The organism is Deferribacter desulfuricans SSM1 (assembly GCF_000010985.1).
In the GTDB taxonomy this organism is placed as follows: Bacteria; Chrysiogenota; Deferribacteres; order Deferribacterales; family Deferribacteraceae; genus Deferribacter; species Deferribacter desulfuricans.
On the sequence record NC_013940.1, the window covers coordinates 169,118 to 190,326 of the forward strand.

At 25.3% G+C, this 21,209-nt stretch carries 22 protein-coding genes; 9 read left to right on the top strand and 13 right to left on the bottom strand.

Translation table 11 applies throughout. The features are described 5' to 3' along the window. Positions 1-6: 6 nt before the first annotated feature. On the top strand, positions 7-1,338 hold the full coding sequence (locus DEFDS_RS11880) for an RNA-guided endonuclease InsQ/TnpB family protein (RefSeq protein WP_013008876.1): 1,332 nt from the start codon (positions 7-9) through the stop codon (positions 1,336-1,338). On the opposite strand, the gene DEFDS_RS13075 is transcribed toward DEFDS_RS11880, so the two are convergent. From DEFDS_RS13075 to DEFDS_RS11910, 6 genes are all read right to left on the bottom strand, one after another. Beyond that, positions 1,315-1,998, bottom strand: coding sequence for a hypothetical protein (locus DEFDS_RS13075; RefSeq protein WP_013008992.1), 684 nt, complete (start codon positions 1,996-1,998; stop codon positions 1,315-1,317). The two genes, DEFDS_RS11880 and DEFDS_RS13075, sit on opposite strands and share 24 nt — an antisense overlap. Before the next feature lie 173 nt (positions 1,999-2,171). After that, the gene (locus tag DEFDS_RS11890) at positions 2,172-2,894 is read right to left on the bottom strand and encodes a hypothetical protein (RefSeq protein WP_013008993.1); all 723 of its coding nucleotides are present in this window, start codon (positions 2,892-2,894) and stop codon (positions 2,172-2,174) included. Between the two features lie 222 nt (positions 2,895-3,116). Further along, positions 3,117-3,431, bottom strand: coding sequence for a hypothetical protein (locus tag DEFDS_RS13280; protein ID WP_013008994.1), 315 nt, complete (start codon positions 3,429-3,431; stop codon positions 3,117-3,119). 8 nt (positions 3,432-3,439) lie between these two features. After that, positions 3,440-4,213: a hypothetical protein gene (locus DEFDS_RS11900; protein WP_013008995.1), complete on the bottom strand. Its 774-nt coding sequence runs from the start codon at positions 4,211-4,213 to the stop codon at positions 3,440-3,442. A 39-nt stretch (positions 4,214-4,252) separates the two neighbouring features. Continuing rightward, positions 4,253-5,071 carry a hypothetical protein gene (locus DEFDS_RS11905; protein WP_013008996.1) on the bottom strand — a complete coding sequence of 273 codons (819 nt, stop codon included), beginning with the start codon at positions 5,069-5,071 and terminating at the stop codon, positions 4,253-4,255. Between the two features lie 47 nt (positions 5,072-5,118). Then, positions 5,119-5,643: a hypothetical protein gene (locus DEFDS_RS11910; RefSeq protein ID WP_013008997.1), complete on the bottom strand. Its 525-nt coding sequence runs from the start codon at positions 5,641-5,643 to the stop codon at positions 5,119-5,121. 230 nt (positions 5,644-5,873) lie between these two features. On the opposite strand from DEFDS_RS11910, the gene DEFDS_RS11915 reads away from it, so the two are divergent. Then, positions 5,874-6,260: a hypothetical protein gene (locus DEFDS_RS11915; RefSeq protein WP_013008998.1), complete on the top strand. Its 387-nt coding sequence runs from the start codon at positions 5,874-5,876 to the stop codon at positions 6,258-6,260. Positions 6,261-6,267: 7 nt separating this feature from the next. On the opposite strand, the gene DEFDS_RS11920 is transcribed toward DEFDS_RS11915, so the two are convergent. Together DEFDS_RS11920 and DEFDS_RS11925 are read right to left on the bottom strand one after the other, a co-directional pair. Further along, positions 6,268-6,540, bottom strand: a complete 273-nt coding sequence (locus tag DEFDS_RS11920; protein WP_041224033.1) for a hypothetical protein — start codon at positions 6,538-6,540, stop codon at positions 6,268-6,270. 17 nt (positions 6,541-6,557) lie between these two features. Further along, positions 6,558-7,421, bottom strand: coding sequence for a hypothetical protein (locus tag DEFDS_RS11925; protein WP_013008999.1), 864 nt, complete (start codon positions 7,419-7,421; stop codon positions 6,558-6,560). A 190-nt stretch (positions 7,422-7,611) separates the two neighbouring features. Between DEFDS_RS11925 and DEFDS_RS11930 the strand changes: the two genes are divergently transcribed. Further along, positions 7,612-8,343 carry a hypothetical protein gene (locus DEFDS_RS11930; RefSeq protein WP_013009000.1) on the top strand — a complete coding sequence of 244 codons (732 nt, stop codon included), beginning with the start codon at positions 7,612-7,614 and terminating at the stop codon, positions 8,341-8,343. A gap of 118 nt (positions 8,344-8,461) precedes the next feature. After that, on the top strand, positions 8,462-9,277 hold the full coding sequence (locus DEFDS_RS11935) for a radical SAM protein (protein ID WP_013009001.1): 816 nt from the start codon (positions 8,462-8,464) through the stop codon (positions 9,275-9,277). Position 9,278: 1 nt separating this feature from the next. On the opposite strand, the gene DEFDS_RS11940 is transcribed toward DEFDS_RS11935, so the two are convergent. Then, positions 9,279-9,557 carry a late competence development ComFB family protein gene (locus DEFDS_RS11940; RefSeq protein ID WP_013009002.1) on the bottom strand — a complete coding sequence of 93 codons (279 nt, stop codon included), beginning with the start codon at positions 9,555-9,557 and terminating at the stop codon, positions 9,279-9,281. Positions 9,558-9,838: 281 nt separating this feature from the next. On the opposite strand from DEFDS_RS11940, the gene DEFDS_RS11945 reads away from it, so the two are divergent. Next, complete coding sequence (locus DEFDS_RS11945) at positions 9,839-10,960, top strand: helix-hairpin-helix domain-containing protein (protein WP_041224034.1); 1,122 nt, start codon at positions 9,839-9,841, stop codon at positions 10,958-10,960. Here the strand turns inward: DEFDS_RS11945 and tnpA are convergent. Then, positions 10,957-11,382: an IS200/IS605 family transposase gene (tnpA, locus tag DEFDS_RS11950; protein WP_013008875.1), complete on the bottom strand. Its 426-nt coding sequence runs from the start codon at positions 11,380-11,382 to the stop codon at positions 10,957-10,959. The genes DEFDS_RS11945 and tnpA overlap by 4 nt on opposite strands. 22 nt (positions 11,383-11,404) lie before the next feature. Between tnpA and DEFDS_RS11955 the strand changes: the two genes are divergently transcribed. From DEFDS_RS11955 to DEFDS_RS11965, 3 genes are all read left to right on the top strand, one after another. Further along, positions 11,405-12,736 (top strand): RNA-guided endonuclease InsQ/TnpB family protein, encoded by a 1,332-nt coding sequence (locus tag DEFDS_RS11955; RefSeq protein ID WP_013008876.1) that lies wholly within the window; start codon positions 11,405-11,407, stop codon positions 12,734-12,736. Positions 12,737-12,779: 43 nt separating this feature from the next. Further along, entirely contained in the window at positions 12,780-14,060 is a 1,281-nt protein-coding gene (locus DEFDS_RS11960) for an ATP-dependent DNA helicase (RefSeq protein WP_269446366.1), read from the top strand. Positions 14,061-14,429: 369 nt separating this feature from the next. Further along, complete coding sequence (locus DEFDS_RS11965) at positions 14,430-15,005, top strand: hypothetical protein (protein WP_013009003.1); 576 nt, start codon at positions 14,430-14,432, stop codon at positions 15,003-15,005. A gap of 137 nt (positions 15,006-15,142) precedes the next feature. Here DEFDS_RS11965 and DEFDS_RS12795 read toward each other — a convergent pair whose 3' ends face one another. Further along, on the bottom strand, positions 15,143-17,956 hold the full coding sequence (locus tag DEFDS_RS12795; RefSeq protein ID WP_013009004.1) for a S8 family serine peptidase: 2,814 nt from the start codon (positions 17,954-17,956) through the stop codon (positions 15,143-15,145). Positions 17,957-18,148: 192 nt separating this feature from the next. Further along, the gene (locus DEFDS_RS12800) at positions 18,149-19,411 is read right to left on the bottom strand and encodes a GGDEF domain-containing protein (protein WP_013009005.1); all 1,263 of its coding nucleotides are present in this window, start codon (positions 19,409-19,411) and stop codon (positions 18,149-18,151) included. A 326-nt stretch (positions 19,412-19,737) separates the two neighbouring features. Here DEFDS_RS12800 and DEFDS_RS11980 point away from each other — a divergent pair, with 326 nt between their 5' ends. Continuing rightward, positions 19,738-20,292 (top strand): outer membrane beta-barrel protein, encoded by a 555-nt coding sequence (locus DEFDS_RS11980; RefSeq protein ID WP_013009006.1) that lies wholly within the window; start codon positions 19,738-19,740, stop codon positions 20,290-20,292. Positions 20,293-20,323: 31 nt separating this feature from the next. On the opposite strand, the gene DEFDS_RS11985 is transcribed toward DEFDS_RS11980, so the two are convergent. Further along, positions 20,324-21,163 carry a hypothetical protein gene (locus DEFDS_RS11985; protein ID WP_013009007.1) on the bottom strand — a complete coding sequence of 280 codons (840 nt, stop codon included), beginning with the start codon at positions 21,161-21,163 and terminating at the stop codon, positions 20,324-20,326. Positions 21,164-21,209 lie beyond the last annotated feature (46 nt).

The following is a 21,209-nucleotide window of genomic DNA, read 5'->3' on the forward strand; positions in this document are numbered from 1 at the left end:
ATAACAATGATTACATGTCAAGCCTTTAAATTTAAACTCAAGACCAATGAAGAGTTAGAAAACAAGTTCGCCCAATTTGCCGGCTCTTGTAGGTTTGTATGGAATAAAGCTATTGCTTTAATAAAACAAAAGCTTGATATAAAAAAGGTAGATAAAATCATCAATATCCACTTGCCACAATATTACAAAAATACTGCTACTATACCTACCTATAACGAAATGGCGGGAATGCTTAAATTATGGAAACAATCCGAAGAATACGCTTTCTTAAAAGAAGCACATTCTCAAATTCTACAACAAACCTTAAAGGATTTATACAAAGCCATAGACAGTGCTTTTACCAAAGGCAATGGTATATCTTTTCCAGACTTCAGGAAGAAAGGTAAATCGCCAGACAGCTTTAGATATCCTCAAGGCTTTAAGATAAATAACAATAGAATATTTTTACCTAAAATAGGATGGGTTAGGTTTTATAAATCAAGAAACATAGTTGGCAAACCAAAGAATGTAACAGTTAAAAGATACGCCGATGGCTGGTATATAAGCGTAGTTACCGAAAAAGACACATCAATTAAAGAAAATCTATCCAACCCCGTGGGTATAGATGTAGGTGTAAAAAAGATAATCACACTATCCAACGGTTGTTACTTCGAGCCTCTTGATTTAAGTAAATATGAGAAAAAACTAATCAAACTCCAAAGGCAACTCTCGAGAAAACAACACCCTACCAAAAAAGGAGATAAGACACCGTTTTCTAATAATTACAAAAAACACCAAAGAAAAATAGCAAAGATGTGGCTTAAGATAGCAAATGTGAGAAACGATTACCTACATAAAATAACAACAGCCATAGCCAAAAAACACGGCTTTGTGGCTGTAGAGAATTTAAAGGTTAAGAACCTAACCAAATCTGCAAAAGGCACAAAAGACAGCCCCGGACGTAATGTAAAAGCTAAATCAGGCTTAAACAGAAGCATTCTTTCTCGAGCGTGGGGTAGGTTCTTTGAACTGCTTGAGTATAAACTCCAGAGAAATGGGGGGAAACTGGTTAGAGTTGACGCTAAAAACACCTCTATAACCTGTCCTCTATGTGATTACACTAATAAGGAAAACCGCAAAAACCAAGCGGTATTTGTATGCAAAAAGTGTGGTTTTACGTCTAATGCTGATTTGGTAGGTGCGATAAATGTTTTAATGAGAGCGATGAGGAAGGAAAACCTTATAACCCTACCGCAGGGCTTGCGGGAAGTCACGCCTGTGGAGTATGCCAGAGAGTATACGCTGAAGCAGGAACCAGCGGGAAACCGTGAGGGATTACCGCTTCCATCGATAGCGTAGATGGGAATCCTCTTCCTTTAGGGAGAGGAGGAAGTCAATTAAACTATGAATATTAGATTCAATCTGTTTAATAATATCTTGCTTCATGCGTTTATCTTTTTCAATATTTTCATCTAATTTAATATTATTCAAATAATTAATATATTCTTGATATTGATTTATTGTTATTAAAGCGTATTTCTTTAACAATTCTTCATTATTAAGTGCATTATATATATTAACTAAATTATAACAATATTTGTGTAAATATTCAATTTTCGTCATAGGACAAAAAACAGATAACAAATAAACTATTAATTCATTAATTGCTCTTAATTTTTCGTAATCATTCATATCGTCAGAGTATGATAAATAAATATCCAATAATTCTATTAATAAATGAGTTAAGGCTTCATATTTAACATAAAGATACATTTCTTCAGGTAAAGCATCAATTTCCATTAGCTCATCTGTAGTTTGAAAAGATTCCTCTTTTAGTTCATCAAATATTTTTATAATTTCATCAAAAATATCGTTTGCAGTATTATTAATAATGTTCTCAAACAAATCAATAAAACTTTTTTCATCTTCACTTCTTTGTCTATGAGATTCGAGTAAATCAAGATATTCTTTTGGTAATAGATTGAAATTATTATTAATATTATTGCTCTTTCTTTTCATATATGTATAACTCCTTTTTTGAATTTGATAGTGAGTATATCAAAAAAATATGTTACTTTTTAAAAATACTATCTAATAATTGATACCCTTTATTCAGTTAATGAAACTAATATTTTTCATCTTTCCAGTTCATCCCTTTTGATTTTTATAAGACTTAAACTATATTACAAATTTCATAAAAACATTTCTTCGTTAATAGTATAACATTTAATAATATTTTGAAATCTGCTATTAATATAATTTTTATAAGTAGAATCCTTTATAACATAATTTATTATATCATAAAATTTTCTATTATTAAACTCTGATAAATCATAATCATTGTCATTTAAAAGTCTTATTTTATTTTTATATTCATATAAAAACACATCGAATAATGCTCGTTCTATTGTAGCTTTATATAATTGAAATTCATATTTCCCTACCCTATACTTATGTAAATTAATACCTGTAGTAAAATTGTTTGATAACTTAACTATATTAAAATTAAAAAATTTATTTTTTATTTGATACGTATGATTAATATCAGCTACAAGATTCTTATAATCAATAGGTTTAACTGTAATAACCTGCTCCTCAAATAAAATATCATCCAATGAAACGTAACTAAATAACCTATCAGACTTTAATATTTCTGATACAATTATATATTCAAAATATCCTGTTCCTAAACAAGCCTTATAAATATCAGTTAAAGGACACATATACAACTTTCTTTTTGGTGATATTAATACATTTTCTTCATTTAAATGGTTTAAATAGATTTGAAACAAGTTTCTTGTATTTTCATTATCATTTTTTTTAACTACATTCAAAAATAAATGATATAAATAATCATCCTTATATATTAACTTATCATCTGTGATTATTCTATACTTAAACAAATTATATTTCATTTTGTATAAACACCTCTATTAATCTATATTAATTTTATCATTTTATATTATTAACATATATTAGTAATTAAAATATTATTTTTTATATGGTTATTTAATTTTTTATAAAACTTAATTAAATTTAAATAATTAGTATCTATACAGTTTAATGTATTATAAAGATCATTTAAACTCATATTATATTTTTCAATTAATTTTATCTGATTCATCACTTATTTTAGTTCATAAGTTCTCTATACCTACATAAATATCAATAGCATATTTATACGAAAGATATTTATACCCTGATTTTTTATAATTCATTTGAAGTAATTTTTTATATTTAGGTGTATAACCACTATTTCGAGCCATTACATGAGCTACTGTTTCGTTCCAAATGTTAGCTAATTTTAAAACTTCTTTATCATTTGTTATCCAACCTTTTTTTGCTTGTATATGTGCTACTGTCCAACCATTTTTATTAGCTAATTTTAAGATTTCTTTATCTTCAAAAAAATGACCTTCTTTTATTTGTCTTAATGCCTTTTTGTATGTCATAATACACATCAACAAATATTATTTATTAATAAGTATTTTTTAATTTCAAAATCTAATTTTTTGTAAAACTCAATTTCTTTATTTATTTTTTCTACTTTAAAATATTGGTTACCAAAACGATTTTTTATTAAATTTTCAGGATGTTTTAATAATTTAGTTATATTAACAGTATCTACTGGATAAATATAATTTTCATAATCAAGTTTATGTCTAAAAAACTCTTCAGTTAAAAAATAAGACATATATACACTTGTAGAATAATAATTTAAAAGATTGTTTGTACCTAATAAAGTTAATATTTTTTTATATTTTATTTTATATTTATGATGAAACACTAATTCATGAGCTACAGTCCAGTTGTTTTCATCTTTTAATTTCAATACCTCTGATATATGATCTATAGACATTATAATCCATCCCTGTCTTGATTGTCCATGAGCTAATACCCGACCAAATCTGCTTATTTTTAACTTTATTATATCTATATCACTTGTTGCCCAATTGTTTTCTATTTGAATTTGTGCAACAGTATAATCATTAAAGTTAACTAATTTTAATATGTCTTTATCATCTGTTGTCCAACCACGCCATGCTTGTTCGTGTGCTACAGTCCAACCCTCACTATCCATTAAGTTTAAGATTTCTTTATCTTCTGTTGTCCAGCTACGTTTAGCTTGTTCATGAGCTATTGTCCAGCCAGTTTCATTAGCTAATTTAAGTATTTTTTTATCTTTAAAAAAGGAACCTTGTCTTACTTTTTTTAAAACTTTTTCATATGTCATAGTATACAGTATACCTCATATCTCATATCATATTATATATTAACAAATATTGTTAAATAACAAATATTTTTTAATTAAGGAATTTAATAATTTATAAAATTTAATCCGTTTAAGTAATATTTTACCTTGTCTATTTTCCGACGAATGTAAATTTCTATTTATAAATTTAAGAGGATTATTTAATAATTTTAAATATGTTAATATTTCTCTTTCAAAATTTATTTCTAATACATGTACATAATTTAAATATTTAGTTATTGTATTCATTTTAAATAAATTTGAATTATTATACGTAGTCATTATTTTTTTTGATTTAATTAAAAAAGCTTTATTAAAAGCTAATTCATGACAAACATAATTATTTCCATCATAAGAAAGTTTTAATAAATCAAAGTCAGTACAAATAATATTATGATTTTTTTCTATTATTATACCTAATACACTTCTTTTAGTCAGGTCAGTTAATTTTAAAATTTCCCTATCATAAGTTATCCATTTATGTTTTGCTTGTATATGTGCTACTGTCCAACCATTTTTATTAGCTAATTTTAATATTTCTCTGTTTTCTGTTGTCCAACCTTGAAGAGCTTGTTCGTGGGCTACAGTCCAACCTGTATTAGTAGCTAATTTCAGAATTTTCTTATCTTCTGTTGTCCAACCATGTACCGCTTGTTCATGAGCAACTGTCCATCCATTTTTATCTGATAATTTTAATATTTCCGTATCGTTAGTTAACCAACCAAATTCTGCTTGTTCATGAGCTATTGTCCAACCATATTCATTAACTAATTTTAAAACTTCTTTATCTTCAAAAAAATGACCTTTTCTTACTTTTTTTAATGCTTCTTCGTATGTCATTTTTTGCGCCTCAACTTATAATATTATTAAAATTTTTCCACTTAATTTTAACATACATTAGTTTGTACAAAATATCTGGAAATAGCTTTATTTAGTTTATCATAAAAAGTTATTTTATTAAGTAATATATTTGTAATCTTTTCAGGGTATGTTTCATAATATTCACTTTTTAAAAAAGATTTTTTAACATCTTTTAATAGTTTTACACTTGAATTATATAAATACAAAGCTAAAGGTAAACCTTTTTCATTAGTTGTTGTTAATATATGTTTTATATTAGGTAAATAACCACTAAAATCTGCTTGTTTTTCTGCTACTGTATATCCATATATATCCGTTATTTTTAAAACTTCTATACGATCAGTCACCCGTTTATTAATAGCTTGCTCATGAGCAACTGTCCAACCATGTTTATCAGCAATTTTCAATAACTTTAAATTACCAGTAATCCAACCCTTATTTACTTGTTCATGTGCTATAGTCCATCCTTCTTTATCAGCGATTCTTAGAATATCATATTGTGTAAATGTATATCCTTTTTCAATTCTTTTAAATATTTTATTGAACAACATAAATTATTCCTTTTCTAATTTTGCAACTAATTTTTTTTAATTTCTACGTTATTATTTATAATATATCATAAGTTATTTAAATAAATAAAATTAAAATCTAAAAGAAAATTTAAAAAAATCAATACCCTTTTTTTTATTATACTAATTCATTATATATTTTTTATTGACTCATAATTAATTTTAAAGTATAATATATTAACTAAACCTAATTTATAAAAAAGGTGATTATTATGTCTGAGCCTAAATATTACCAGGATTACAAAGATAGAATAGAACAAGAACGGTACTTAAAGAATTTAGCATATTTGTATAGAAGTATAAAAGGAATTATAAGTGATATTCAGGCTATCATAGATGGAGATGATAATCCTATTGAATATATAAATGATATGGAAGATAATATTCAATCAGTTGAAAATATGTTAGAAAATATATTTAATATAAAGCTATCAATTAAAGATTACATTCTACAAAACAAATATCAACAACTAATTCAATTACTGGAAAATTCAAGCAAAAACATTATGAAAGCATATATTCAAGAAAAAAATAAATGTGATGAACAAACTTGGAAATATTATTGGCATGAATATAACTATTCTGATCCTTCATTATAATTTAAAATTATAATTTAATAAAATCAGCTAACGTAAGTATATCTATATCTTCTGTGATCCATTCTTCTTCTGCTTGTTTATGTGCTACAGTATAACCATTCTTATTTGTTAATTTTAATATCTTTTTATCTTCTGTTACCCAACCATATTCGGCCTGTATATGTGCAATGGTTGTACCACATAAATTAGATATTTTTAATAAATTTATATCATTTGTAAATTGTCTTTTAAATATAATCCTGTGACTTAAATCTGTAAAATCTAAATTGTTTTTTTTCATTTCTCTAATCTACTATTTTATAAACATATTTTATCAATCTTAAAATAATTTCTAATTTCATTATCTAACTTTTGATAAAATTTTATCATTTTATTATTATAATTTAAAATGCTTTTATTGATAAGTTTAATTTCTATTATACTATCATTATCATTATTATAAATATCATCAAAAGTATCATTATAATTTCCTAATTTAATTGTACCAACAGATATACCTTCATTATTTACACATGCTGTTAAAATTTTTTTATATTTAAAAATAAAACCTGTTTGTTTTACAATTTCATGAGCTACTGTCCAATCCTCATTATTAGATAATTTAAGTAAAGAATTATTCATAAAAATATAATTTTTTTGTGCTATCAAATGAGCAACTGACACACCATAAATATTACTCAAGCGTAAAATTTTCTCATCATTTGTTATCCACCCTCTAACTGCTTGTTCATGTGCTACTGTCCAACCATGAATGTCTGCTAATTTCAATATTTCTTTATCTTCTGTTAGCCAATTATGCCTAACTTGTTCATGTGCAATAGTCCAATTATCACTATTAGCTAACTTTAAAATTTCCTTATCATTAGTTATCCAGCCATTGCGTGCTTGTTCATGTGCTACTGTTATTCCATCTTCATCTGTCAATTTGAGTATTTCTTTATTTTCTGTTATCCAGAATCTATATGCTTGTAAATGTGCAACAGTTCTACCATTCTTAATATTAGTTATCTCTAAAAATTTTGGGTTATTAGTTTTCCATCCATGAAAAACTTGATAATGAGCAATAGTCCATCCAGTATCATCGTCTGTTAATTTTAATATATTAATATCTTCAAAAAATTGTTTTTTATGTAATCTTTTAAAAGCTTCTTTAAAATTCATTTGTAACTGAAACCTCTAGTTTATTTTTATTTTACAATTTTATATACTTTATATATCAAATATATCAAAATTATACAAAAAATATTATTAAAAATAAAATTGACATATTATTTATATTATTGTATAATAATTTAAAATAGATAAATTATTAATTATAAAAAAAAAGTAAAAAATAAAAAGGAGTTAATTTATGAAAAAAAAGCTTTTTTTATCACTTACTTTTTTTTTACTTATTTCTTTTTCTTTATATGCCAAAAATAAAAATAACAGTACTGATAGTTTAAATATTATTCCAATTCCTTATCAAGTAACTTTAGTCGCTTGTGACATTTATGCTAAAGATATGTTAAATGGTTATTTAGATATAAGAGAATCAAAACCCTATCTTACAAGACATAAACAGCTTATGAACGTATTAAAAACGCAAAAAGCATATGATGTAAATCTTGAACAATATTATTTAGAAGGTTATACAATTATGTATAATTATTATAAAAAATACCCTACAAAAGATAGATACGATTTAACATATAGGATTCTTTTATTCAGTAATATGAAATGTTTTAAAGATTTATCTAATAAGTATCTTAAAATTGATTATAATAAAAAAATAGAATTTGGGTTATTTAATTGTTATGTTAATAGTTCTATAAAAAATATTGGATATAAAGCAGGTGAACAACATCTAACTCCTGAACAAACGCATAAAATGCTTGTAAATCATCTTCGTGAAAGAATAGGTGGTACTGATGATATAATTAATAAATTTATAGATACTTATTATAAGTTAATACAATTAGGTATAGATATGTATAAATCTAATCCAAATTTAAATACAGAAAACTATGTAAAAGAAATAGTTATACATTTTGATATGCCTTGTATTTATGGAGAGTTATTAAGTTATTTTAAAAAAAAATAAAATTAATAAAACTAAATAAAAATTAAAAAAATAGATTAAATTTAAATACAATTTTTAAAATAAAATCTACCCTCTTTTTTGTTATATAAAAATTAATAACAAAAAAGAGGGTATTATTATGTATATTCAAATAACTGATATTTGTAATTTTCATTGTGATCATTGTGCTTTTTCATGTTCTAACAACAAAGGCACTTTAATGGATGAAAAAACTTTTATCAATTCAGTAAAATTAGCTGATGAATTATATAATTACGTAACTATTGGTGGTGGAGAACCTACTTTACATCCAAGATTTAAACAATTTGTATCATATTTTTTAACCAGAAATATACCATATGAGGAACATAGTTATAATAATTCATTTGAAACACGCAGAATTCCCTTTATTGCTACTAATGGTAGTAATAAAAAATTAAGTTTATGGTTATTATCACTAGCTACATCAGGTTTCATAAATGTAGCACTTAGTTTGGATATTTTTCATGACATAAGTAAAGTAGATCCTGAAGTTATAGATTATTTTAGACAAGCAGCAGAAAACAACGAAAATAATCTTTCAAATATTACGAGAGTTGAAATAAGGGATGTCAGTAATTCAGTCAAAAAAGTAGGTAGAGCAATTGAAACAGGAGTATGGACGCAAGAAGGATGTGCATGTCCAGATTTATTTGTTACACCAAAAGGCGATGTAAAACTTTGCGGATGCCCTGATTCACCAAGCTTATTTAATGTAAATAATAAATCTGATGTTAGTAAATTCTTACAATTTATAAATAATAATGTAAATAATACTATGATTATAGATGAATGTACAAAATATGTAAAAGAAAACTATTTAAATGACTATAATAGATTATTAACTCTATTTAATAAAAACTGTGACAAAAACTATAATATAAATTACAATATAAATAATGAGTTGGTATTATAATTTATACATGATGAGGATTTTCAGCTACTTTCAAAGCTGCCTTTTTAATAACTTTTAAGATTTCCTCATCACTAATTTTTTTAATAGCAGGAGTAGGATCTTCTGATACTTGATAATGTGGCGGAATAGAATTTAATGTAATGGCAACCACATCCAATACACAATCTCTACAAGTACAAAATTCAGAATGATATTCGTAAAATACAGTTATTAAATTCCATACTCTTTTTTCATTAACATTTTGAAGAAGTTCAATATCATGAATATTGATTTTAGGCATTTTTTCCTCCATATTTTATTTTAATTATGCTGTTTTTATTTTATTCTTTTTTATATTTTATATGTTTTACAATTTTTATTAAGTTCTTTGTTTCATTAAATTATAATATTATATATCAAATAAAATATTTTTTTTAAAATATTTTTAAGTTAATAATTATATTATTATTTATAAATTATTTTTAAAACATTCAATTGACATTTATATAATATTATATTATAATAAATTATAAAATTTAATAATTAAATACTATAATTAAAAAATTTGAGGATATAAGTTAAATGGAACTATTTATTACTATTGAACGGCTTATATTTAAAGATAAAAATTTTTTCATATTAAAAACAAACCAAGGAATTGCTAAAGGACATATTTATGATTTAGAATTAGAAGATGTTTCTCCTGAATATATAGTAGGATTAAAATATAGATTAGAAGGTGAATGGAAAAATGATAAATATGGTAGATTTTTTTCTTTTACTTACGCAGAAATGCTAACTGAGTATAGATTATTTTTATTTCTATCAAAAATTGCTAAAATAGGAGAAAAAGTAACTTTAAATTTAATTGAGTATTTTGGAAATGATTTAGAATACATAATAGAAAATCAACCTGAAAGATTAGTAGAAGTTAAAGGTATAGGTGAAAAACGGGCTAAAAAAATAGTAAGTAATTGGTATAAATATGGATGCTTACGCCAATTAGCAAAATTTCTAGCACCGTTTAATATTAGTCATAACTATATAGTAAAGATTTATAACCGATTTGGTGAAAAGTCACTAGAAATTATAAAATCAAATCCTTACTGTTTAACAGAAATCAATGGTATTGGTTTTAAAACAACTGATAAATTAGCACTGTCTTTAGGTATTGATCCTAACGATCCAAAAAGAATAATAGCTTGTACTGAATACGTTTTACAAATTGAAGGTAATAACAATGGACACTGTTATTTATCATTAGATATCTTAAAAGAAAAAATAATCGATACGTTAGATATCCATGATTTTGATACCAACATACTATTAACCAATTCAAATTTTATTGTTTGCAATTATAGTAGCGATACTCTTATAGGATTTAAGAATTTGTATGATAAAGAAAAGTATATTTATAGATATTTAACTTTAAATAATGAAACAAATTATTTATTTTCTCCCGACAAAGTGAAAGAATTTTTAGATGAATATCAAACTGAAAATAATATCACATTTTCAGATGATCAGATAAAAGCTATATATGAAGCAAATAAATCGAAGATTTTTGCATTAACCGGTTATGCTGGAACAGGTAAAAGTTCTGTTACAAAAGCTATATTACAATTACTTGCTATCAAATTAGGAAGAAGTAATATTGTAGGATGTTCTTTATCCCTCCACCACCCACAAGACACATTCTTTTAGGTAGGTGATGTAGTGGGTGTCTTCTGGGTTTCAATATATTGTTTGATAACCTCAAGCGGAGCTCCACCACAGGAACCTGCAAAATAGCTTGGAGACCATAAAGCGTTTTTCCAGTAATACTGCCTTAATTCAGGATGGATTTGTTTTAGCTTTCTGGAAGAAACACCTTTTAGCGAATTTACCAGTTTTGAGACTGCCACCTTTGGCGGATAGTTTACAAGCAAATGGACATGGTCGCTTTCTCCATTTAATTCTATCAGTTCTGCCTCAAAATCTTGACAGACTTTGGCGAAGATTTCCTTTAAGGTTTCTAAGTGTTTCTTTTGAAATACGCTCTTTCTGTATTTAGTTACAAAGACCAAATGCACATGCAGAAGAAAAACACAATGCCTACCAGTTCTAATTTTACTTGACTTTTCCATAGACCAATACTATAATATAACAATGATTACATGTCAAGCCTTTAAATTTAAACTCAAGACCAATGAAGAGTTAGAAAACAAGTTCGCCCAATTTGCCGGCTCTTGTAGGTTTGTATGGAATAAAGCTATTGCTTTAATAAAACAAAAGCTTGATATAAAAAAGGTAGATAAAATCATCAATATCCACTTGCCACAATATTACAAAAATACTGCTACTATACCTACCTATAACGAAATGGCGGGAATGCTTAAATTATGGAAACAATCCGAAGAATACGCTTTCTTAAAAGAAGCACATTCTCAAATTCTACAACAAACCTTAAAGGATTTATACAAAGCCATAGACAGTGCTTTTACCAAAGGCAATGGTATATCTTTTCCAGACTTCAGGAAGAAAGGTAAATCGCCAGACAGCTTTAGATATCCTCAAGGCTTTAAGATAAATAACAATAGAATATTTTTACCTAAAATAGGATGGGTTAGGTTTTATAAATCAAGAAACATAGTTGGCAAACCAAAGAATGTAACAGTTAAAAGATACGCCGATGGCTGGTATATAAGCGTAGTTACCGAAAAAGACACATCAATTAAAGAAAATCTATCCAACCCCGTGGGTATAGATGTAGGTGTAAAAAAGATAATCACACTATCCAACGGTTGTTACTTCGAGCCTCTTGATTTAAGTAAATATGAGAAAAAACTAATCAAACTCCAAAGGCAACTCTCGAGAAAACAACACCCTACCAAAAAAGGAGATAAGACACCGTTTTCTAATAATTACAAAAAACACCAAAGAAAAATAGCAAAGATGTGGCTTAAGATAGCAAATGTGAGAAACGATTACCTACATAAAATAACAACAGCCATAGCCAAAAAACACGGCTTTGTGGCTGTAGAGAATTTAAAGGTTAAGAACCTAACCAAATCTGCAAAAGGCACAAAAGACAGCCCCGGACGTAATGTAAAAGCTAAATCAGGCTTAAACAGAAGCATTCTTTCTCGAGCGTGGGGTAGGTTCTTTGAACTGCTTGAGTATAAACTCCAGAGAAATGGGGGGAAACTGGTTAGAGTTGACGCTAAAAACACCTCTATAACCTGTCCTCTATGTGATTACACTAATAAGGAAAACCGCAAAAACCAAGCGGTATTTGTATGCAAAAAGTGTGGTTTTACGTCTAATGCTGATTTGGTAGGTGCGATAAATGTTTTAATGAGAGCGATGAGGAAGGAAAACCTTATAACCCTACCGCAGGGCTTGCGGGAAGTCACGCCTGTGGAGTATGCCAGAGAGTATACGCTGAAGCAGGAACCAGCGGGAAACCGTGAGGGATTACCGCTTCCATCGATAGCGTAGATGGGAATCCTCTTCCTTTAGGGAGAGGAGGAAGTCAACCGGTATAGCAGCCAGACGATTAAATCAAGTTTCAGGGTTTCCTACTTTTACTATACACTCTTTACTAGGTTTTAATGGTGACTATTTTAGTTATAATGAGACAAACACTCTTGATTATGACGTAGTTGTTTTAGACGAAGCAGGAATGGTTAATATTCACTTATTTTATGCTCTTTTAAGAGCTTTAAAACCAACAACAAGATTAATTATTATAGGAGATGATGCACAATTACCACCTATTGGCGCAGGGTTTATTTTTTCAGATATTATTTCCAAACAAATCGTTCCTACAGTCAGATTAAGTAAAGTATTTAGACAATCTAAGGATAGTGTCATTAACATTTTTGCAAAACAGATACGTAGAGGTATTATACCTAAAAATTGTACGAATAGATTTAGAGACTGGTTTTATATATCATGTAGCAAAAAACAATTTAAAAACCCTTATAATATATTAAATAATAAAAATAATAATTCAAAAAGACCTCAAGATTCAGTTAACGAAAAGATATTAAATATTTTACGTAAATTATCTATTTCTGCTAAAGATCAAATACAGGATATTTTATTAGATTTTCAGATTTTAGTACCACAAAGAAGTGGATTACTAGGATATGATAATTTAAACAATGAAATCCAAAAAATCTTTAATAATCCTGATAATATAGACGAAAATAATAAAATTTATAAGAGCAACCGATGGTTTTGTATCAACGATAAAATAATCCATTTAGAAAATAGAGATATGAAATGTATAAAATATTTCAAAGACTATGACCAACTTACTACAGCTTTTATAAATAATAATAATAATACAATTTATACTAATGAATTATATGAACAAAGTAATTCACCATTTTATCATAAACGTATTTATAACGGTACATTAGGAGTAATAAAACATATCGATTTGGAAAATGATATGATAATTGCACAAATGATTACTGGAGATTATGTAATATATGATCCTATTGAAGCTAAGGATATTTTTGATTTAGCGTATGTTTTAACTGTACATAAAGCTCAAGGTTCTGAATTTAAAAATGTAGTTATTCCTTTTTCTTTAAGCAATTTTATTATGCTTAACAATCAATGGTTTTATACAGCAATTACAAGAGCAAAATATCAGATTATTATAATTGCAGAAGATAATGCTTTTAAAATGGCGTGTAAAAACACTGAAACTAAAAAGAGAAACACCTGGTTAAAACTATTTGATTCTGTTACCAATAAACGATTAGAAACATATTATGAAAATATTGATTTTAAATTACAAAAAAGTTAGTAAAAAAATTATATTTTGTAATTTTATTTATAAAAATTTATTTCATACATGAGCGTGCAAAATTGAACAATAATAATACTTGTTCTTCGTTTGTAAACTTTCCATCATTTAATATAATATTATATGTAGCTAATAAATTAGATGATTTATTTTTTAAAATCATTATAGCATTTACATCACGCTAATATAACACAAAAAAATAATTTTCAAAAATTATTAAAACCCATTCTATTAATTCTAAAATAATCATTTCTTCAAATTTTAAAAACTCTTTAAAAATTGTAATAAAAACATTTTATAAAAGAATTAATTCATAAAAATAAAAATTTAATTTTAAAAATTTTAAAATTTTTTGTTATATTACTATATATGAAATTAAATAAATTAACTAATTCACTAAAAAATAGAATTAAAAAAAACAATAATAAAAACCAACAAAATAATATTATCTCTAATATTAATTTAGATAATATTAATATAAGTATAATTCTAAAAAAAGTAGATTATTATAATAATTTGTTTTTACTTTCTGGAAAGATTTACACTAAAATTAATGAAAACAAAACTTACCATTATGGTAAATATTATAGATATTATGATTTAAACTCTTTTAAACTCATAAGCACTAACATAGATTTTTATTATAAAAAATATCATAAGACTATAAAAAAACAAATTTATCATTTATTGGACACAGAACCCAGAATTCAACACAAATTTATTAAATTTCTGAATACTTTCAAAAAATTATTACCTGAATTAGAACAAAGATGGATCGGTTTTGCTACCGAAATATATAATAAAAAACTAAATAATAAGAATGAACAGATAGATTTAAAAAAACTTGGTATTATTTTTAATTTACATATTGATGAAAAAAGCTTACTAAAACAAGCTAAAGAACACGAAAATAATAATACTAATAACTTAGAATTCGGTATATAAAACGTATTTATTTAATTAAATTTTTAATTAATATACTGTATTTTTAATATAAAATTTATATAATTTATTGATTTTAATAATAAAAAAGGGGAGTTGTCTAACTCCCCTACCCTCTTTTTATAATTCTTATAAATTAATTAGTTCTTTTTTAATTCTTTTCTTCGCCTAATCATGTATAAAACAATTAATATAATCATAATATCAACATGAGCAAGAAACTGAATTTTCTGATGCTCTTTACTGTACTGAATTATTGAACAACCACCACCACCACCGCCGCCACCACCATCACCACTACCACTATTATTATTTGAAGTTGTAGTATTTGATGTGGTAGTGTTATCAGGAGAAGTAGTAATTTGAGTAATACCATTGTAATTTAAAGCATACTGTATTTTAATTTCAGGTTTATTGTACGAATTGGTATATAACATATAAGTAGCTGAACTACTATTATCCAAATTTGTACAACCTGAATTTTGGTAATTATATTGGATGCGTAAATCATATTGTGTATTATTTAATGATGTTAAATCCCAATCTATGCAGTTATTAGGATCAGAATCACCACCTAATACAGCAAATTGATTCTTTTCATTTTCACTTGTAAAATTAATAATTAAATGATTCTCACTATTATTTTCATCTGAAAATACCATAGGAATAAAATCAGGAATAGGATCTATTGAATTACTATTAAAGTAATCTAAAGAGGTATTATCATATTGTATATCACTTGGATCTGCTGAATTAACTGATAATTGTACAGATATATTATTATTAACTAATGAATTAACATCATAATATTGTCCTAATTTTTGAACATAAACACCGTTATAAGTATTAGAAATACTGCTTGGCGCTATATTGTTATAATAAAATGTAAAATTACTATCAGTTACTTTAATCCCATTGGCTACATTGTTTATACCTGCATTAGTATCTTGTCTATTATTAAACTGGAATATAGCATACGTATCTTCTGCATCTACATATATATTATTAGTAGCAGTAGTAATATCTGGATAAGTTACATTATCACTAGCAAATGTAAAAAAAGTAATATCACCTAGTAAATCAAAATAACCTTTATCTGAAAATAACAAATTTAGATTTAATTTGTTAGTATTTGTATCTAACAAACCAATAAGCTGTAATAAAGTAACTGAATTATTACATTTATCAACATTATCATAAAAAGAAATCACACCATTAGAAAAAAGTGCATAATAAGTATATTTATTTCCTAAGACATTTAATATACCAGAAGGAGAAGTTAGAAAATAACAACCAGTACCTGGTTGTAAGCCACTAGTTAATTGAGATAAAACAACACCTGTAGTTGCATTAGTATTTAATTTATAAATTGGTGTAAACACTTCAAAATTATTTAGTTTAATTGTATCACTACCATTTAAACCAGTAATATCCACAATATAACCACCTAAAGTATCAGTATCGGCAGTTACTGTAAATGTAGGTGATTGATTTATTGCACTGTAACTTGTAATAGGTAAACTGTTTTCACAATTATAATTATGAACAAAATATACTACATTATCAAAACCCCTTATAACATAATCATCTATAACTAATCTATTAGCTGTTTGTGAATTACAATTACTAATACCACCTGTTAAAGCATTATAATATTGAACAATACCACTAGTTTTACTTATTTCTCTTAAAGCTGGAACTTCCTTAACTGTAGAAAGTACCAAAGATTTAATCTGTTTATAATCATAAGTAGGATATTTTTCCTTTATTGCAGCTGCTAAAGCAACAACAATCGGTGTGGCAAATGATGTACCAGAACCCAATACATAACTCGAATTATCCAAATTTGATGGGCCAACTATATCTTCTCCAGGCGCAAATACCGATACAGTATATTTTCCATAATTTGAAAAACTTGATTTTTCACCCTTAAGATTAACTGAACCTACTGTAATTACATTATCATAATATCTACTGTAAGAAGCAGGGCTATATAATGTTTTATCTATATCAACATTATCATTCCCAGCAGCTACTATAGCCAATATACCATTATCTCTTAAAGCTTTAATATAATCATTTGAAGTTTGCGATAAACCCTGGCCACCAAAAGACATATTTACTGCTATTATATTATAACCACGGTTTTTCATAGCAATAATATAGTCAACACAGGTTAATACATCTGATTCTTGTAAATCTCCAAAAACTGATGATTGTTTTTCTACATCACAATTTAATATTTTAGCTTTTGATAATCCTGCCATACCAATTAAATTATTAATATTTGCAGCAATAATACCATTAATAATAGTTCCATGCCCTGTTTCATCTACTAATGTATTATTATCAACTAATGACAAATTAATTCCATGTATATCATCTGTATAACCATTGCCATCATCATCTAATCCATTACCTGGTATTTCTTCATTGTTGGACCATAATATCCCCTGTAAATCTTCATGGTTTACATTTACTCCAGAATCAATAACTGCAACAATTACATCATTGTTGTTAACCAGATTTTCACCATAAACATTTTCTAAACCTTGAACAGCCCCAATCATATCAAAATATGCCTTTTGATAAGTATTAAAATAACTATCATTTATGATTAATGAATTAAATTTATAACGAATATCTTTTTCTGCATAAATTACATCAGAGCGATTTCTTAATAGATTTAGCACTTTATCCACATATTTTTTAGGGGTTAAAATTATTTCAAAATTACCTACATTTTCTATTTTTTTAAAAAGTATGGAATTATATAAGTTTTCAGGTGAAGGCTCCTGACCTACTACAATTTCTGTTGGCAAATTTAAAGTTGCATCGTCTACCAACTTAACAATCAATCTTTCTTTTAATTCTTCTGCATAACTATAATTACTAATAAACATAATTAAGAAACAAACTAAAACCATTAAAAAAGTAGTAAAAAATCTCTTCATAAAACACCTCTCTTATTATTATAATTTACTTGATATTTTTATTGTATTGTATTTTAGGTAGTTTGTCAACTGGTTATTATTAAAATTAAAAATTATTACTGACATATAAACTATATAACTAAAAATTTATAATTTGATAACTTAATTGAATAAAATAAAATATTACATAATTAATTTGTTTTATATTATTTTTTACATATTATAATTGAAATCTGACGTTATTTTATTTTTACCTGTAGCTTTTGATTTATACAAATAATTATCCACTCTTTTTAATAATGTTTCTACATTATCTTCCATTTTAGATTCAGTAACTCCCATACTAGCTGTTACTTTCAAACTATCTTTTTTTAACTTAAATGAAGTCTTATTTAATTCTTTAAGTATCCTTTCACTAATACTTAATGCTTGTGATATTTTTGTTTCTGGCAATACAATGATAAACTCTTCACCACCATATCTAAAAATTAAGTCAGAGTTTCTAACACTATTTTTTAATATAGCAGCAAAATTACGTAAAACTGAATCTCCAACTAAATGTCCATAATTGTCATTTATTTTTTTAAAATCATCTATATCTAACATGATAACTGATACTGACTCATTATGTTTTTTAAATCTATCTATTGCTTTAACAATGTATTTGTCAAAAGTATTCCGATTAAATACATTAGTTAGTGTATCTATTTCAGATTCTCTTTTAATTTGTTCTAATTCCTTTTGTAGTTGCTCTATAGACTGTACATATTTATCAATATTTACTTGTATTTGAGTTTTATTTAAAGTTAGTTTACTAACCTGTTCTTTTTGCTTATTTTTATTATTTTTTAATTCTGTTTTTATTAAAATTATCTTTTCTAATAATTTTTTCTTCAATGACTTAAGATCACTTTCAATTAAAGTGTCTTGTTTCATAGAGTCTATATAGTTATCTATCTTATCAATATTTTTAATTTCTTCCATAAATATTTGTTTACTATTATCTATTATCTGAATAAATTGTTCATTTACATTATCCATATGATTAATAATGTCTTTTAAAATATCCCATGTTTTTTCAAAAATATTTATAATTTTTATTAAGTATGTAATAAAATAAGAAATAATATCTAGAAACAAATCATTAAAATCTTCTGCAGATTGTATCTCTTCTATTCTATCTTTAAATTGATTGATTTGATTTTTTGGTAAATAATCAAGTACTTTATTAAATAATACATTTAATTTATTTTTATATTCATTCAATCCTATTGGAGTTTGTATTTCTGTATTTGTTCCTGTATTTATAATATTATTAATTACAGAACTCTTCTTTAAATAACTTTTTATTAGTACAGGTGTCATACTTTGGTTATTTTTTCTGATTTCTAATAATATCTTAATAATCTCTGTAGTTATATCAGTATAAAGTTTATCTAAATTTGTTTTTTGGTCAATATTTGTTTTTTGCAGCATATCTAACTCCATAATATCAGTTTATATGTAATTATTGATATTTCACTCAATAATTTTTATTTTTATTCAATAAGTTATTATTTTATAAATTAATTTAAATATTTTATTTGAGCATCTATAATACTAAAATATATCTAAAAAATATTATTTTTTTAAAATTAATTGTTAATAATAGTTATAATACTACTAATTTTATTATTAGTTAATATTTTTGTTGATTTTGATAAAAACATATATTATTATATGTAATAAGTTGCTCTAAACTATAATTAAAATAAAACATGTAATAAAATACATGTAATAAAATATATAAGGAGGTAAACAATATGTACAAAAAACTACTAAACAAACTTACTATTTCTATACTCTGTTTTGTACTATTAGTTAGTAGTGTATCTTTTGCAGAATCTAACAAACATATTCGAGTAGGATTTGGAATAAAAAACCTCTCACTTGATACAAAGGGTGAAGATAGTGCTACACTTTATGGATTTGAATTTTCTTGGGGAATTCCAATTTATGAAAATAAATATGGAAATATAAATTTTGGTATGAATACAGGATACTTTTATGGTAAAAATGATATTGGTTATTCTTCAAATATCAGTATTGATGATATTATAGCAGAAATAAGTATAGGTTATTCTAAAACTTTACTTGAACACTTTGTTGTTAATTTTGATTTATTAAGTGGTTATGAATATACAAGTTTTGATACTGATAACGAACATGGTTTAACTTTTGGTATAGCAGGAGGTTTTGCTTATAAATATTTAGATGATGCTGCCATTGGTATTAAAGCAAAATATATGAATTCATCAAATGATTTAATTGATTATTCTACTACTGTTACAGCAAATATAACTTTATTTTTTAATTAAAAACTTATAAGAGGGGAATTTACCCCCCTATCTATTTTTTCAAAAATAAATCAACTAAAGGAAAAATACATTTTAAATGTTTGCTCTTTTTAAGTAAATTTAATTTTACTAATAAATTTTGCATAGCATTATAATTTTCAGAACTAATAACTTCATAAATTTTTAAATCTGTAAAACTAGCTGTTATTTTATACTTATATTCCCAAGTAAGATCTTGTTGTTTTATTAAATTATGTTCCACTATTATACGATTACGTTGATTGTCTAAACCCATTGAACCAATAATTGATAAATAGTTTTCTATATATGTTTCTGTTATAAAGTCATTTTCAATTAACTCTACTCGTACAGGTAAAGTTACTTTATTTTCCGGTATATTAAGTAAATTACATAAAATTTTTAAAGTTAAAATTCTATTATTACCTTCTTGGATAAAATAATTTTGTTCACCATCTAAAATAATTGAAGTGACATACAATTTATTTGAAGTATTTATCTTTTTATAAACTAACTCGTCTATAAATTTTTCTAAACCTTCATTAGCTATCTTATTTAAAAATTTTAATACATGTTTATTATTATGCTTATTATTAATTAAAGCAGTTAATAAATCAGCATTTCCATAATTGCCGTGATAGGTACCTATAATTTTATCTAATGATATTTCTTCATTCTTAAACATTCTTTTCTTTATACATAAATATTTTTCAATATCTTGAAACTGAGCCATTGCATTTTCTTTGAGTGGTTGTAATTCAGGTATAGATTTTAATTGCTCAAAATAAAATTTTTCTGATTCAGCATAAATATTTAATTTTTCTAGAATGTTATTTAATAAATGTTTTTGGTGATTATCCAATTCAATTAACATTGTTTTACACCTCTTTTAAATATATTTTGTGTATTTTATAATTTTT